14 protein-coding genes are annotated in these 14,478 nt (G+C 69.9%); 6 read left to right on the top strand and 8 right to left on the bottom strand.

The window, feature by feature from the left end; all coding sequences use genetic code 11:
* Positions 1-4: 4 nt before the first annotated feature.
* Positions 5-3,322, bottom strand: coding sequence for a bifunctional lysylphosphatidylglycerol synthetase/lysine--tRNA ligase LysX (gene lysX / locus ACFMRZ_RS22160; protein ID WP_400180590.1), 3,318 nt, complete (start codon positions 3,320-3,322; stop codon positions 5-7).
* 108 nt (positions 3,323-3,430) lie between these two features.
* Here lysX and ACFMRZ_RS22155 point away from each other — a divergent pair, with 108 nt between their 5' ends.
* Positions 3,431-3,652, top strand: a complete 222-nt coding sequence (locus ACFMRZ_RS22155; RefSeq protein ID WP_400180589.1) for an RNA-binding S4 domain-containing protein — start codon at positions 3,431-3,433, stop codon at positions 3,650-3,652.
* Positions 3,653-3,680: 28 nt separating this feature from the next.
* On the opposite strand, the gene rraA is transcribed toward ACFMRZ_RS22155, so the two are convergent.
* The 6 genes from rraA to ACFMRZ_RS22125 are packed head-to-tail and all read right to left on the bottom strand — an operon-like array spanning position 3,681 to position 7,610.
* On the bottom strand, positions 3,681-4,169 hold the full coding sequence (rraA, locus tag ACFMRZ_RS22150; protein WP_400180588.1) for a ribonuclease E activity regulator RraA: 489 nt from the start codon (positions 4,167-4,169) through the stop codon (positions 3,681-3,683).
* 18 nt (positions 4,170-4,187) lie between these two features.
* Positions 4,188-5,126: a CopD family protein gene (locus tag ACFMRZ_RS22145; RefSeq protein ID WP_400180587.1), complete on the bottom strand. Its 939-nt coding sequence runs from the start codon at positions 5,124-5,126 to the stop codon at positions 4,188-4,190.
* Positions 5,123-5,659 (bottom strand): copper resistance protein CopC, encoded by a 537-nt coding sequence (locus tag ACFMRZ_RS22140; RefSeq protein ID WP_400182941.1) that lies wholly within the window; start codon positions 5,657-5,659, stop codon positions 5,123-5,125. The genes ACFMRZ_RS22145 and ACFMRZ_RS22140 overlap by 4 nt, the downstream gene beginning before the upstream one ends.
* Positions 5,659-6,318, bottom strand: coding sequence for a YcnI family protein (locus ACFMRZ_RS22135; RefSeq protein WP_400180586.1), 660 nt, complete (start codon positions 6,316-6,318; stop codon positions 5,659-5,661). The genes ACFMRZ_RS22140 and ACFMRZ_RS22135 overlap by 1 nt, the downstream gene beginning before the upstream one ends.
* A gap of 39 nt (positions 6,319-6,357) precedes the next feature.
* Entirely contained in the window at positions 6,358-6,921 is a 564-nt protein-coding gene (locus ACFMRZ_RS22130; protein WP_400180585.1) for a hypothetical protein, read from the bottom strand.
* A 47-nt stretch (positions 6,922-6,968) separates the two neighbouring features.
* Entirely contained in the window at positions 6,969-7,610 is a 642-nt protein-coding gene (locus tag ACFMRZ_RS22125; protein WP_400180584.1) for a DUF6474 family protein, read from the bottom strand.
* Positions 7,611-7,817: 207 nt separating this feature from the next.
* Between ACFMRZ_RS22125 and ACFMRZ_RS22120 the strand changes: the two genes are divergently transcribed.
* From ACFMRZ_RS22120 to ACFMRZ_RS22105, 4 genes are all read left to right on the top strand, one after another.
* Positions 7,818-9,617 carry a TM0106 family RecB-like putative nuclease gene (locus ACFMRZ_RS22120; protein WP_400180583.1) on the top strand — a complete coding sequence of 600 codons (1,800 nt, stop codon included), beginning with the start codon at positions 7,818-7,820 and terminating at the stop codon, positions 9,615-9,617.
* A 9-nt stretch (positions 9,618-9,626) separates the two neighbouring features.
* A complete protein-coding gene (gene htpG / locus ACFMRZ_RS22115) occupies positions 9,627-11,597 on the top strand; it encodes a molecular chaperone HtpG (RefSeq protein ID WP_400180582.1) in 1,971 nt (656 codons plus the stop codon).
* A gap of 245 nt (positions 11,598-11,842) precedes the next feature.
* Positions 11,843-12,043: a cold-shock protein gene (locus tag ACFMRZ_RS22110; RefSeq protein ID WP_024801330.1), complete on the top strand. Its 201-nt coding sequence runs from the start codon at positions 11,843-11,845 to the stop codon at positions 12,041-12,043.
* A gap of 149 nt (positions 12,044-12,192) precedes the next feature.
* Positions 12,193-12,858, top strand: a complete 666-nt coding sequence (locus tag ACFMRZ_RS22105; RefSeq protein WP_400180581.1) for a DUF1361 domain-containing protein — start codon at positions 12,193-12,195, stop codon at positions 12,856-12,858.
* Between the two features lie 27 nt (positions 12,859-12,885).
* On the opposite strand, the gene ACFMRZ_RS22100 is transcribed toward ACFMRZ_RS22105, so the two are convergent.
* Positions 12,886-13,653 carry an SDR family NAD(P)-dependent oxidoreductase gene (locus tag ACFMRZ_RS22100; protein ID WP_400180580.1) on the bottom strand — a complete coding sequence of 256 codons (768 nt, stop codon included), beginning with the start codon at positions 13,651-13,653 and terminating at the stop codon, positions 12,886-12,888.
* A gap of 143 nt (positions 13,654-13,796) precedes the next feature.
* Between ACFMRZ_RS22100 and ACFMRZ_RS22095 the strand changes: the two genes are divergently transcribed.
* On the top strand, positions 13,797-14,474 hold the full coding sequence (locus ACFMRZ_RS22095; protein WP_400180579.1) for a TetR/AcrR family transcriptional regulator: 678 nt from the start codon (positions 13,797-13,799) through the stop codon (positions 14,472-14,474).
* Positions 14,475-14,478 lie beyond the last annotated feature (4 nt).

Below are 14,478 nucleotides of genomic sequence, written 5' to 3'. Positions count from 1 at the left end.
CGGCTCAGCCCCGCGGTTTCACCAGGGGGAAGGGCAGGGTTTCGCGGATGCTGCGGCCGGTGATCAGCATGACCACCCGGTCCACGCCGACGCCGAGACCACCGGTCGGGGGCATGGCGAATTCCAGCGCCTGCAGGAATTCCTCGTCCAGTTCCATCGCCTCGGGGTCGCCGCCGGCGGCAAGCAGCGACTGCTCGGTGAGGCGGCGGCGCTGTTCGATCGGATTGGTCAGCTCGCTGTAGGCGGTGCCCAGTTCCACGCCCCAGGCCACCAGGTCCCAGCGTTCGGCCACGCCCGGGATGGCACGGTGGGCGCGGGTCAGCGGCGACACCGAGGTGGGGAAGTCGATGTAGAACGTGGGTTCCTCGGTGCGGTCCTCGACCAGGTGTTCGTACATCTCCAGCACGATCTGCCCGGCGTCCCAGCCGAATTGGTACGGCACGTCGGCCTTGTCACACAGCGTGCGCAGCCGTTCCACCTCGGTGTCGGGGCCGATCGTCTCGCCGATGGCCGCCGAGATGGCGCCGTGCACGGTCTTGACCGGCCAGTCGCCGGAGATGTCCACCTCGGTCAGGGCGCCGTCCGGCCCCGGCCGCAGCGCGACGCATTTCCCGTTGGCGGCCACCGCCGCCTCCTGGATCAGCTGGCGGCAGGCGTGCATCATCCGCTCGTAATCGCTGTGCGCCTCATAGGCTTCCAGGATCGTGAACTCCGGGTTGTGGCTGTAGTCCACGCCCTCGTTGCGGAACACCCGGCCCAGCTCGAACACCTTCTCCATGCCGCCGACGCACAGCCGCTTCAGGTAGAGCTCCGGCGCGATGCGCAGATACAGGTCGAGGTCGTAGGCGTTGATGTGGGTGGTGAACGGCGTGGCATTGGCGCCGCCGTGCACCTGCTGCAGCACCGGCGTCTCCACCTCGAGAAAACCCCAGCCGTGCAACGTGTCCCGCAGCGACCGCACCACCGCGCTGCGCTTGGCCAGCACCTCGCGGGCCTCGGTGTTGACCGCCATGTCGACGTAGCGCCGCCGCACCCGCGCCTCGGGATCGGCGAGGCCCTTCCACTTGTCCGGCAGCGGATGCAGGCACTTGCCGATCATCCGCCAGTCCTGGGCCAGCAGCGACAGCTCGCCGCGGCGGCTGTGCCCGACCTGGCCGCTGACCTCGATCAGGTCGCCGAGATCGAAGTACTCGTCGAAATCGGTGGCCCGGTCGGCGCCCACCCGGCCGCGATCGATGACCAGCTGGATGTCGTCGGACCAGTCGCGTAGCACCGCGAAGATCACCCCGCCGTAGTCGCGAATCCGTAACAGCCGCCCGCACACTCGCACCGTGGTGCCCTTGGGCGAGCGCCGGGCCGCGGCCACGGTGTGGGTCGGGGGATAGGCGACCGGATAGGCGTCCACGCCCGCGGTCTCCAGCCGCCGCACCTTGTCCATCCGGACCCGCACCTGTTCGGGCCGCCGCGCGGCCTGCTCGAGTTCGGCGGGCGGGAGCTCGGGCGGGCTGCCGTCGGCGTGCAGGCCGGTGACCATCGGCGGCACCGCCGAATGTAAGCCGGTGTGCGCCATGGCATCCGGTTGCTTGCCGAAGCGCGGCAGGAAGCCCTCGGCCAGCGCGCTGGCCATCGCGACGCGGGGCAGTTGGCGGCGGTCCTCGAACAGGAAGAACCGCGGCACCCACTGCGGCTGGTATTTCACGTTGGACCGGTACAGCGCCTCCAGTTGCCACCAGCGCGAGAAGAACATCAGCACACTGCGCCACAGCCGCAGCACGGGCCCGGCCCCGATCCGCCCGCCCTCCTCGAACACCGAGCGGAAGACCGCGAAATTCAGCGACACCCGGGTGATGCCGTACTGCCCGGAGCTGAGGGCCAGCTGCGAGATCATCAGTTCCATGACCCCGTTGGGGCCCTTGGGATCACGTCGCATCACATCCAGCGACACCCCCGTGCGCCCCCACGGCACCAGCGACAGCAATCCCCACACCCGGCCCTGCTTGTCCACCGCCTCGACCAGCAGGCAACAGCCGTCCAGCGGATCGCCGAGGCGACCCAGCGCCATCGAGAAGCCGCGTTCGGTCTCGGTGTCGCGCCAGGCGTCGGCGCGCGAGATCATCTGCTCGGTCTCGTCGGGGGTGAGTTCGCCGTGGCGGCGGATGCGCACCGAGAAGCCCTGCTTGAGCAGCCGGTTTCCGGCCTGGCGGACCTGCTTCAGCTCCGGTCCGGCCAGCGAGAACGAGCGGGTGTCGAGGATGGCCTCGTCGCCCAGGCGCAGGGCCGAGAGACCCGCGCGCCGGTAGGCGGTGGCGCCCTGTTCGCTCGCGCCCATGACCGCGGGCGCCCAGCCGTACTGGTCGGCCAGCCGCAGCCAGGCGTCGATCGCCTGCGGCCAGGCCTCGCGCACCCCGATCGGATCGCCGGAGGCCAGGCAGACGCCCAACTCCACGCGATAGGTGAGCGCCGCCTTGCCGCTCGGCGCGAACACCACCGCCTTGTCGCGGCGGGTGGCGAAGTAGCCGAGCGAATCCTCCACGTCCGAACGTTCCAGCAGCCCGCGCAGCGCCGACTCGTCCGGTCCGGTCATGGCGTTCTCGGCCCGCTGCGAACGGAACAGCACGACGACCGCGGCCATCAGGGCGAGGAAACCGAAGAAGCCGAGCAGCAGGTTGACCAGGTGCGGCGGATGACCGTCGAAATTGTCGTTGCTGACCAGGATCGTCGCCGTCACCCGGGAGATCGCCCACAGCGGGCGTTCGGCGCCTCGCGGCAGGTTGCCCGGGAACAGTTCCACCAGTCCCCAGCCGACCAGGCATCCGATCGCCAGCCCACCGGCCAGCACGCCGAGCGCCCGCCACGCCGCGCCGCGCCGCACGTGGGTGTAGAACTCCGACCACGCGGCGATCAGCAGGCCGATCACCAGGGCGTGCACCACGAGCGCGACGAGATCGTGAATATTGCCCTCGTCGGCGAATTCGAGCGCGTTGGCCAGCGCCAGCAGCGCCATGTAGACGACCAGCAGCCACCACGCGACGCGCTTGCGGCTGGCGGTGGCGCCGGCCAGCAGGCCGACGATCAGCGCCCACACCAGGCTGGTGTCGGGGGCGTCGAAGTAGTAGGCGTCGAGGTAGCGCCGCGGGACCTGGGTGATGAAGCGCAGGCCGGGGGAGATACTCCACAATCCGCACAGGACGGCGAACACGCCCAGGACGAGACCGACGATGTGGGGCACCTCGCGCAACCGCCCGTGCCCGCGATGCGGCACCTCCGGCGACCGCGGTCTGTGCTCGGTGTCCTGGTGTTGCCGGTCCTGCGTCGAAGTCACCGAATCAGTGTGAATGTTGTCCGCGCTCGTGCACAGAACGTAGCCGGGCATGTCCGTGCCGTGAGCCCGGGATGCGTCACACCGGATCGGAAAGGTAATGATGTATGCATGTCGGATCCAGTCGATGTACCGATCGATGACGAAGTCATTCGGCTCGGGCAGTTTCTCAAGCTGGCCAATCTCATCAATACCGGCTCGGAGGCGAAGACGGTCATAGCCTCCGGCCTGGTTCGCGTCAACGACGAGGTCGAGTTACGTCGCGGGCGTCAGTTGCACGCGGGCGACGTGGTCGCGCTGGCGGGACACGAGGCCCGCGTGGTCAACCCCTGACGCAACTACGACAGTGGCGCAGTTGCGCTCACGGCTCGGCCCGGACCACGATGCCGTCGGCATCGCTGTAGAGCATCTCGCCGGGCACGAAGGTGACGCCGCCGAACTCGACCGGTACGTCGCGCTCGCCCGAACCGGTCTGGGTGCTCTTGCGCGGGTTGGTGCCCAGTGCCTTGACGCCGATGTCGAGGGTGCGCAGGATCGCGGAGTCGCGCACCGCGCCGTGGACGACGACGCCGGACCAGCCGTTGTCCACGCCGCGACCGGCGATGATGTCGCCGACCAGCGCGGTGTGCACACTGGCGCCGCCGTCGACCACCAGCACCCGGCCCGCGCCGGGTTCGCTCAGCGTCTGCTTGACCAGCAGGTTGTCCTGGAAGCATCGAATGGTGACGATGCGCCCGGCGAAGGCCTCGCGGCCGCCGAACTGCGTGAACTGGGTATCGCAGCTGCGAATGTCGGGGCCGATCTCGTCGGCCAGGTCGGCTGTCGCGACATGGTGTGCTGATTCGGTCACGGATGCCAGCTTGCCACGTTACGCGGTCACGGCCAGGGAGGCCGCCAGCCCGAACACCACCGCCATCGCCACCACCTCGAAAATCGCTCGGCGCAGCGAGGATTCGGCGGTCATGCGGTGGTCACCGGCGAGTGGCACCCAGCGGCGGCGCCACCACCAGCCCAGCGCCAGCAGTCCGGCCAGCAGCGCCGTCTTGGCCAGCAGGACGCGGCCGTAGCCGGTGTCGAGCAGCGGGCTCAGCCCGCCCAGCCGGACCAGGCCGTTACACACGCCGGTCACCGTCACCACCGCCAGTGCGGGCAGTGCCCACGCCGAGTAGCGCGGCAGTACCACCGCCCACTCGCCGCGGGTGCGGGTCACCAGCGCCAGCGCCAGCAGCAGCCCGAACCAGACCGCCGCGGCCAGCGCGTGGCCCGCGGCCAGCACCGAGCCGAACGCCTGCTGCGACATGTGCCCGGTGATCGGGCGCAGCACCAGCGCGACCGCCGCGAACACAACCACCAGATCGGCGGTGGCGTGCCGCGGCCGCCGATAGGCCAGGGTGCAGTAGCCGGTGATCGAGCAGGTGCCGATCAGGATCGCGATGCCGACCTGTCCGCCGCTGATGTGCGCGAGATAGTCGCCGAACTGCCCGATCCGCAATCGCAGCACCGGGACGCCCACCACCTGCGCGGCCTCGCACGCGAGCACCGCGAATTCCGTTGCGGCCCAGAGCCCGCCGATTCCGGCCGCGAGCCGCCACGGCGGCCGCAGCCGGTCGTGCAGCCGGGGCAGGGCGGCCAGGCCGAGAACCACCGCGCCGGCGCAGTCGGCCAGCGCGCGCACCGGCGCCTCGGACTGCACCGGATCCGGTGCGGCCAGCGCCCACGCCAGTGCCGCGCCGAGCAGCGCCGCGGGAACGACCAGCAGCAGCGCCGCCCGCAGGGCGGTCGAACTGCCGCCGGTCGTCTTGCTCACTGCTGTCTGCGGGCGCTCCCGCGGCCGAGCAGCAGCACCGCCAGCACCCCGCCCAGGATCACGACCGCGGCGACGATGAACACCCACACCGGAATTCCGCCGGACTCGCCGTCGCCGGACTCGCTCGCCGCACCCGCCTTCGCGCCGGGAGTGCCGTTGCCGGGCGTGGTCAGGGTGAAGGTCCGGGTGCCGCTGACCGGGTGGCCGTCGGCGGAGGTGACCCGGTACGCGATCGTGTACTGCCCGACCGGTCCCAGCTCGCCCACCGCGACGCTGACGGCGGGTCCGCTCACCTCGGGTTGTCCCTTGTCCCAGCGATTTCCGTCCGGCCCGACGACCGTCAGCGACGGGAAACTCGGCTGTAGATTCTCGTTGAAGGTGAGGGAGACGCGGGCCGGTCCGGCGGCGAGCTGCGCGCCGTCGGCCGGATCGGTGGCGATCACCGCGGAATGCGCGGCGGCCGGACCGGCGCTCAGTGCGGCCAGGCCGCCCAACAGCAGGGCGGCCACGACGCCGGTGAGCAGCCGCCGGATCACGACCGCCGGCCTCGGAGCAGGGCGCCCAGCCCGAGCAGCGCGCCGACCGCGCCGAGGGCGAGGCCGATGCCGCCGAGCCAGCGTGCCGTGTCGTCGGTCTCGTGCTCATCGTCGTCGCTGTCGCCCGCCGCGACGCCGTGCGCGTCACCGGAACCGCCCGCGGCGAGGGTGATCTCGGGGGCGGGGTGTTCCGGCTCGGCGCCGTCGGGGCCCATCGGCTGGTTCCACTCGACGACCTTGCCGTCGCTGTAGGTCTGGGCGGCGGGGAAGCTCACCGTGTTCTGCGCGGGCAGCGGTCCGACGGCGAGCACGAAGCGCTGGAACTGGGTGGCGTTCACGCCGGGATTACCGGGGTCGGCGGTCCAGGTGACGGCCACGATCTGGTTCTGGTCGTTCTTGTCGATCCGGGTGCTCCAGCCCGGCAGCGGTTCGGTGCGTGCCGAACTCAGGCCCGGCAGCTTGACGGTCAGGCCGGTGGTGGCCGCGGTCGCCGATTCGGTCGGGACCCGGAAGGTGACGACGGCGTAGCCGCCCTGCTTGGCGCCGGGCGCGTCGGCCGTGACGTGTGCGGCCGCGGTGCCGGTGGCCAGCAGGGCCAGTCCGGTGGCGGCGCCGGCCGCGACGAGGGCGCGCGAGATCCGCGAGAGTGTGGACATGCGAAAGACTTTCTCGGTGAGGGAATGAGTGTCGGCTGGTCAGGCCCACACCGGCGGCGCGCGCGCACCGATCGCGCCGGGACGGAGAAAGCGATACGTCCGGGTCGTCGCGCCGGGCCAGCGGGCCGCGCGGGCCACGGGCGGCGGGCACGGCACGCTCGTGCTGCTCCGGACGGCTTGCGAGACAGCGCGATACAGCCGCTCGGCGGCGGCGATCAGCACCGCGCACAGCAGCGCCGCGAGCACGTGCGCGAGCAGCATCCAGCTCGACGGCAAGGGGATCTCGCCGCCGAAAAAGTCCGCGGCAGGGGAGTTTTCGCGGGTTGCCGCACCGTGGTCGTGACCGACGGCCGCGGTGAGCGCCACGTGCCCGGCGAGCTGCCCGCCCACCAGCATGGCGAAAAGCCATGCGCGAGCGCGAGTTCCGGCCGTCCGCCGAACTCCGGTGAGCGTGCCGATCACCGCCGCCGCGAGCACCAGCAGCATCGACGAGGTCGACCCCGGATAGCCGCCCCCGGCGGCCCCGTGCGCGGCCACCGCCAGCACCGCGACGGCCGCACCGGTCAGCGTGCCGCGAATCCGGCCCGTGGGTGCGGAACCCACCGGCCGGGGTGGAGGCGGACCGGGGTGGAGCATGGGAGGGGTCGGAGTCAGCGAACGCCGAGGCGGGCGAGGACGTCGGCCTCGATGCCGGACAGTTCGTGGGAGATGGAGGTGTGCACGGCGCGGCGGCGCTGGGGCGGCATCTGTTCGGCGGTGCGGACGGCGGCGGTCAGGCTCTCCAGGCGATCGCGGGTGGCGGTGACGAACTTTCCGGCGTCGTCATCGTCCTTGCCCTTGGCCGCGATCTTGTCGAGTGCCGCTTCGGCATTGGCGACGCGGGCCTGCAGTTTCGCGCCGTGCCCGCTGAAGTCGGTGAGCTGATCGAGTCCGATGCCCAGCCGGTGCGCCCGGCGGGTGTCGAGCTGCCCGCGGACGAATGTCGCGGCGCGATAGGCCAACGGGGCCAGCACCGGGATCAGCACTCGGGCCACACCCAGATACTTCTTGACCTGACCGGCCGACAGCAGGTCGCGCTCGGCCTTCTCGGCTTTCTTCAACGCGGCCTTCTCTTCTGCCTTCAGCGTCGCGATCTGCTGTTTGGCGACATCGCGCTGGGCGCGGATCTCGGCGCGGTTGCGCTTGCGTTCGTTGCGGGCGCCGAGCTTGGCCTCCAGGGCGGCCTTGTGCTTGAGGGCTTTCGCCTCGGCCTTGCGGTCCGCCCGCCCCTTGCGCTTGGTGAACAACCCCATCCGAAGGCCCTCCATGTAGTAATGCCGGTCCGCACAGGCAGCCACTACCTGCCGTGTCTTTCGATGCACACACAGTTTGCGCCAACCCTAACCGGTCGGTGTGACCGCCTGCGAGGGCACGCGGCGCCCGATCGCCGAGCGCCGGTTCGAGACCGCGCGTGCGGTGCGGTTCGCGAGGGTGTCGGGGGTCTGGACCATACTGCTTACGTGTATTCGGGCAGCGGCGATCGGAACGGTCGCGATGACGACGGCGGGAGCGCCGAGCGGCGGGGGGCCGCGGTGCCCGGGGCGCGGGCGGTCGCGCCGGGCGTGGAGCGGGAAACACGTTCCGCCGCAAGCCCTGTCGAAAGACAGCGGGTGGCCTACGTCGACGCGCGGGCGCTGATCGGTTGCCGGCACCGGTTGCTGCTGGAGGCCACTCATCCCGAGGTGCTGACGGGCGTGGCCGAGGACGCGGGAATCAAGCAGCGCCGCGAGGCGGCGGTGGCGCATCGCGCACACGTGCGCGACACCCTGGTGTCGGCCGATCCCGACGGCTGGGTCGTCATCGATCCCACGCTCCCGGCCGCCGAGCGCGCCGCGGCCACCCTGCGCGCCTGTGCCGAGGGCGCGAGGCGCATCTGGGGCGCGCTGCTGCCGCAGGAGCCGGAGACCGGTCGGCGCGGCGGCTCGGAGATCCTGCTGCGCGATACCGACCGCGGCGGCTACATCCCGGTGATCGTGGTGAACCACAAGGTCACCGACCCACGCCAGCCCGACCCGGCCGACCACCACCCGCTGACCTCGGACCTGTACCGCTGGGATCCCCAGCCGGACCGGCACGTCCGGGTCCGCACCCAGCCGCGCGACCAGCAGCGGCTGGCCCATCTCTACCGCATGCTCCAGCGCCACGGCCTGGCCGGCCCGGCTCTGGTCGGCGGCGCGATCGGCTACCACTTCGACCGCATCCTGGTGCACGAGCTGGGCCCGCTGCTCGACGAGTACGACCGCCGCTACGCCGACCGCATCGGGGTGGTGCGCGGCGAGCTGCCGACGATCCCGTCCAAGGTGCCCGAATGCCGCCGCTGCCCCTGGTGGAGCCGTTCCGCCGCGCCCGAGATTCCCAGCTGCGAGCGCTGGTTGACCGAGCATCGCGATGTCAGCCTGGTCGCGCCCGGCTCGCGCGCCGAACTGCTGCGCCGCCACGGCGTGCAGACCATCGAGGATCTGGCGAGCTGGACGGGCGACGACCCGGACGACTGGCAGCACGAGCCCTTCGCCGAGACGGTGGTCACCGCGCGCGCCTGGATCTCCGGCGCCCCGCTGGTCCGCCGCTTCGAACAGGTGCGCGTGCAGCGCGCCGACGTGGAGGTCGACGTCGACCTGGAGAGCTTCCAGGAATACGGCGCCTACCTGTGGGGCACGCTGCTCGACGGCGTGTACCGCCCGTTCGTCACCTGGGACCCGCTGCCCACGACCGACGAGGCCCGCTCGTTCGCCGAGTTCTGGGCCTGGCTGATGGGCGTGCGCGCCGAGGCCGCGGTGGCGGGGAAAACCTTTGCGGCGTATTGCTATTCGCGCACCGCCGAGGACAAGTGGCTCTACGAGTCGGCCCGCCGGTTCGCGGGCATGCCGGGCGTGCCGACCGAGCACCAGGTGCGCGATTTCGTCGACGGCCCGCAGTGGGTCGACATGTTCCAGGCCGTCTCCGAACAGTTCATCTGCCCGAACGGCAAGGGCCTGAAGAAGATCGCCCCCGTGGCCGGGTTCTCCTGGCGCGATCCGGAGGCCGGCGGCGAGGCGTCGATGAGCTGGTACCGGCACGCGGTCGGCTACGACGGCGAGCCCGACCTCACCCAGCGCACCCGCCTGCTCGAATACAACGAGGACGACGTGCGCGCCACCCTCGCGCTGCGCGAGTGGATGTCGCCGCGCCGCCCCGGCGCGCGGAGCGCCGAGACCGAGGTCCCGGCCATGATCGACTTCCGGGGACCCAGCCCCGTGCCATCGACCGCGCGGCCGTCGTAATATCTGGTCGTGACTGAGCACGTCGAACAGCTGGAGTTTCAGGCCGAGACTCATCAGCTCCTGGAACTGATGATCCACTCGGTCTACTCGAACAAAGACACTTTCCTCCGCGAATTGATCTCGAACGCCTCCGATGCGCTGGACAAGCTGCGCCTGGAGTCGTTCCGGGACAAGGATCTCGAGGTGGACACCTCGGATCTACACGTCGAACTGGAGGTCGACCAGGAGAACCGGATCCTGACTGTCCGCGACAACGGCATCGGCATGTCGCGGGCCGAGGTGGTGGACCTGATCGGCACTCTGGCCAAGTCGGGCACCGCCGAGATGCGCCGGCAACTGCTGGAGGCCAAGAAGTCGCAGACCGAGGCCGAGGAACTGATCGGCCAGTTCGGTATCGGCTTCTACTCGACCTTCATGGTGGCCGACAAGGTCATCCTGACCACCCGCCGCGCCGGCGAGACGACCGCCACCCGGTGGGAGTCCGCCGCGGGCAGCTCCACCTACACCATCGAAACCCTGGACGAGGCGCCGCCGGGTACCGCGGTGTCGCTGCACCTCAAGCCGGCCGACGAAGAGGATCACCTCTTCGACTACACCCAGGAGTGGAAGCTCCGCGACATCGTCAAGAAGTACTCCGATTTCATCGCCTGGCCGATCCGCATGCAGGTGGAGCGGACCGTCACCGAGGGTGAGGGCGAGGACAAGCAGGAGAAGACGATCCTCGAGGAGCAGACGCTCAACTCGCAGAAGGCGCTGTGGACACGGCCCAAGAGCGAGGTCTCCGAGGAGGAGTACAAGGAGTTCTACAAGCACGTCTCGCACGCCTGGGACGATCCGCTGGAGACCATCCCGCTCAAGGCCGAGGGCACCTTCGAATATCAAGCGCTGCTGTTCATTCCGTCGCACGCGCCGTTCGATCTGTTCCAGCGTGACCACCAGCGCGGCGTGCAGCTCTACGTCCGCCGCGTATTCATCATGGACAACTGCGAAGAGCTGATGCCGGAGTATCTGCGCTTCGTCAAGGGCGTGGTGGACGCGCAGGATCTGTCGCTCAACGTCTCGCGCGAGATCCTGCAGCAGGACCGGCAGATCCAGATGATCCGCAAGCGCCTGGTGCGCAAGGTGCTGTCGACCATCAAGGAGATGCAGTCCGCCGCGTCCGAGAAATCCGAGGACGAGTCGAAGTACGCGACCTTCTGGAAGGAGTTCGGCCGCGTCCTCAAGGAGGGCCTGCTGTCGGACTTCGACAACCGCGAGACCATTCTGCGGGTCTCCTCCTTCGCCTCCACGCATTCTGACGAGCAGCCGACCACGCTCGCGGAGTACGTGGAGCGCATGCGGGACGGCCAGGACGCCATCTACTACATGACCGGCGAGTCCCGGCAGCAGATCGAGAACTCGCCGCACATGGAGGCCTTCAAGGCCAAGGGGCTCGAGGTGCTGGTTCTCACCGATCCGGTCGACGAGATGTGGGTCGGCTCGGTGCCGGAGTTCGACGGGAAGAAGTTCCAGTCCATCGCCAAGGGCGAGGTGGATCTGGAGAGCGAGGAGGAGAAGAAGGCCTCCGAGCAGCTGCGCGAACAGCAGGAGAAGGACTTCGGCGACGTACTGAAGTGGATGCAGGAGACGCTCAGCGACAGTGTGAAGGAGGTGCGGCTGTCGAGCCGCCTGACCACCTCACCGGCGTGCGTCGTGGGTGACGTCTTCGACTTCACCCCGCAGCTGGAGCGCATGTACCGGGCATCGGGCCAGGCGCTGCCGGAGACGAAGCGCATCCTGGAACTCAATCCGGGTCATCCGCTGGTCACGGGTCTGCGCGACGCGTACGGCGAGCACGGATCCGATGCCGACAAGTCCGCCGATCTCGCTCAGACCGCCGAATTGCTGTACGGCACGGCGGTTTTGGCCGAGGGCGGCGAGCTGAAGGATCCGGCGCACTTCGCTCAGGTGCTGGCCGAGCGGCTCACCCGCTCGCTGTAAACCGACCGACCGATCCGCTCGGGGCGGCTGTGATCCTGGTCATGGCCGCCCCGGCACCGGAACCTTTTCGGTGCCGATGCGTTACTGTAGATGGTCGCATCTTTTGTGTGTTCGTGTTCATCATGCTCGCGCGGAGCATTGTGCGGGCGTCGCTTCTCCTTGCCAGGCAAGTTGCAAGTCGCCGTCTGGATGCGACCCGGACGCCGCAGCCGCGGCGCCGGCAACAACCCTTTCAGGAGAAGAAAATGGTTCAGGGAACCGTGAAGTGGTTCAACGCGGAGAAGGGCTACGGCTTCATCGCGCACGAGGGCGGCCCGGACGTGTTCGTCCACTACTCGGAGATCGAGGGCAGCGGCTACCGCGGCCTCGACGAGGGCCAGCAGGTGAGCTTCGAGATCACCCAGGGCAAGAAGGGCCCCCAGGCCTCCGGCGTCCGCGCCCTGTAAGCGCAGACCACCACATCAAAGCCCACACCGATAACGGTGTGGGCTTTGTGCTGTGAACCGGTGTGGGCCTTGTGCTGTCGAGCGGCGTGAGCCTTTGGGCTGTCCGCTCGGCTCGCGGAGCACCGCCGTGTGTACCTCATCATGGAGGTATGAATGTGCTCGATTCGGTGGGGGCGAGCCTGGTGCACGTGGCTCGTCGAGATTTCTTCTGGATGGCCTGGAACTCCGTGCTGGCGTGGATCCCGGTGGCCTTGGCGCTGCTCGTGTTCCGCACCGGCCGCGGGGCCGGGACGGCGGCGCGGTCGCCGTTCTGGTGGGCGGGTCTGGTGCTGTTCGTGCTGTTCCTGCCCAACGCGCCGTACGTGGTGACCGATCTGGTGCACCTGCGCTACGACATCCACGCGGTCGGCGACGGGCCCGTGGTGACGACCGTGCTGCCGCTGTACACGGTGTTCATCGTCTGCGGCTTCCTGGCCTACTATCTGGCCCTGGCCGAGGTCGGCCGTTTTCTGGACGCGAGCGGGCTCGGCCGTTATCGGCTGCCCGTCACGCTCGGCCTGCACCTGTCGTGCGCGGTCGGCGTGTTCCTCGGCCGGTGGGCCCGGCTCAACAGCTGGGAGCCGGTGGTGCAGCCGCACACCACCTTCGACCGCATCCTGCTGGCCCTCAGCTGGTCCTGGGCTCCCGCCGCGATCGTGGTGCTGTTCCTGGTCAACGCCGTCGGCCACTTCGTGACGAAGGCCGTCGCCGAGGCCACCATCGACAGCACCCGCCGTGTTCTGGTCCGTTTGCGCCCGGCCTCGGACGCTTCCTGACAGCCGGGCGCGGTCCGCGGCCTCGCGTCAGCGCGGCGCCATGCGCAGGGCGCCGTCCATGCGGAAGACCTCGCCGTTGAGGTAGTCGTGTTCGACGATGTATTGCGCCAGCTGCGCGTACTCGTCGGGGCGGCCCAGGCGCGAGGGGAACGGCACGCCCGCCTCCAGGCCCTTGCGGTACTCCTCGGTGACACCGGCCAGCATCGGGGTGTCGATGATGCCGGGGGCGATGGTGTCCACCCGGATGCCGAACTGCGCCAGGTCGCGGGCGGCCGGGATGGTCATGCCCGCCACGCCGCCCTTGGACGCCGAATAGGCGATCTGGCCGACCTGGCCCTCGAAGGCCGCCACCGACGCGGTGTTGATGACGACGCCGCGCTGGCCGTACTCGTCGACCGGCTCGGTCTTGGCGATGGCGTCGGCGGCCAGTCGCATCACGTTGAAGGTGCCGAGCAGGTTCACCGTGATGACCGTGCGGAACAGCTCCAGATCGTGCGGGCCGTTCTTGGACAGGATCCGGCCGGCCCAGCCGACGCCGGCGCAGTTCACGACGATGCGCGGCGGCACGCCGGACTCGACGACCGTGGCGACGGCGGCGGCCACCTCGTCGCCGCTGGTGACATCGGTCGGAATCAGGGTGACGCCCGGCGGCACGCTGTCGCCGGCGCGCTCGATGGACTGCTGCAGGTCCAGCCCGAATACGGTGGCCCCCAGGTCGGCGAAGCGCGCGGCGGTCGCGGCGCCCAGGCCGGACGCAGCTCCGGTGACGATTGCGGCGGATCCCGAAATCTCCACGGTGTTTTGGTCCTCTCGTTTGTGACGGCCCTCGCTGGCCTTCCGTCAACAAGCACCATAACCGGCGTTCCGGGCGATTCGGCCGGGGGCCGCCGCCGAACCGTTTGTGAACAGGGGTGTTCCCCGGTGCTACCGTCGTCGGTATGCCAGAGTCGGCCAGCACCGTTCGTCAGCTGCCCCGCGGCCGTCACGGCCTGCCCCGGGCGACGGTGGTCGCGGCGCAGCGCGACCGCATCCTGACCGCGATGGCCGACGCGATGGCCGAGAACGGTTACGTGGGAACGTCGGTGGCCGCGATCATCAAACGGGCCGGGGTGTCCCGGGAGACCTTCTACGAGCAGTTCCGTTCCAAGGAGGACTGTTTCGAGGCGGCCTACGAGCGGGCGGTCCGGCTGTTGCTGGACCGTCTTGCGGAAGCGGCTGGGGCGCTGCGGGATTCGGCCTCGGGGCTGGAGGGGCGGATGCGCGTGCTGCTCACCGCGTATCTCGACGGCCTGACGAGCGAGCCCGCCTACGCGCGGCTGTATCTCGTCGAGGTGTATGCCGTGGGCCCGCAGGCGGTCGCGCGCCGCGCCCTGCTGCAGGAGTCGTTCGTCGAGATGCTGGCCGAGACGCTCGACGCCCGGACCGAGCCGCAGCGTTTCGCGTGTCAGGCCCTGGTGTCCGCGCTGAGCGCCATGGTGACGACTCGCATCGCCGCCGACGACACGGCCGGGCTGCACGCACTGCGCGAACCGATGCTGGAACTGGTGCGCCGCAGCGGCGACCTGTTCGGCGCGGCCCCCGCCGCGGCCACCCAGCCTGGTCTTGTCCCGGGCTGAGTAG

It is taken from the genome of Nocardia sp. N2S4-5 (genome assembly GCF_044628355.1).
GTDB lineage: Bacteria > Actinomycetota > Actinomycetes > Mycobacteriales > Mycobacteriaceae > Nocardia > Nocardia wallacei_B.
Note: the sequence above shows the minus strand (reverse complement) of the source record. Positions and strands in the feature narration are given on the sequence as shown.

What these genes read in the sequence shown, in the direction of transcription:
- ACFMRZ_RS22105 (WP_400180581.1), top strand. Translation starts at nt 12,193, where the DNA reads ATGAATGTGCTCGATTCGGTGGGGGCGAGCCTGGTGCACGTGGCTCGT.
- ACFMRZ_RS22135 (WP_400180586.1), bottom strand. Translation starts at nt 6,318, where the DNA reads ATGTCCACACTCTCGCGGATCTCGCGCGCCCTCGTCGCGGCCGGCGCC.
- ACFMRZ_RS22155 (WP_400180589.1), top strand. Translation starts at nt 3,431, where the DNA reads ATGTCGGATCCAGTCGATGTACCGATCGATGACGAAGTCATTCGGCTC.
- ACFMRZ_RS22125 (WP_400180584.1), bottom strand. Translation starts at nt 7,610, where the DNA reads ATGGGGTTGTTCACCAAGCGCAAGGGGCGGGCGGACCGCAAGGCCGAG.
- ACFMRZ_RS22095 (WP_400180579.1), top strand. Translation starts at nt 13,797, where the DNA reads ATGCCAGAGTCGGCCAGCACCGTTCGTCAGCTGCCCCGCGGCCGTCAC.
- ACFMRZ_RS22110 (WP_024801330.1), top strand. Translation starts at nt 11,843, where the DNA reads ATGGTTCAGGGAACCGTGAAGTGGTTCAACGCGGAGAAGGGCTACGGC.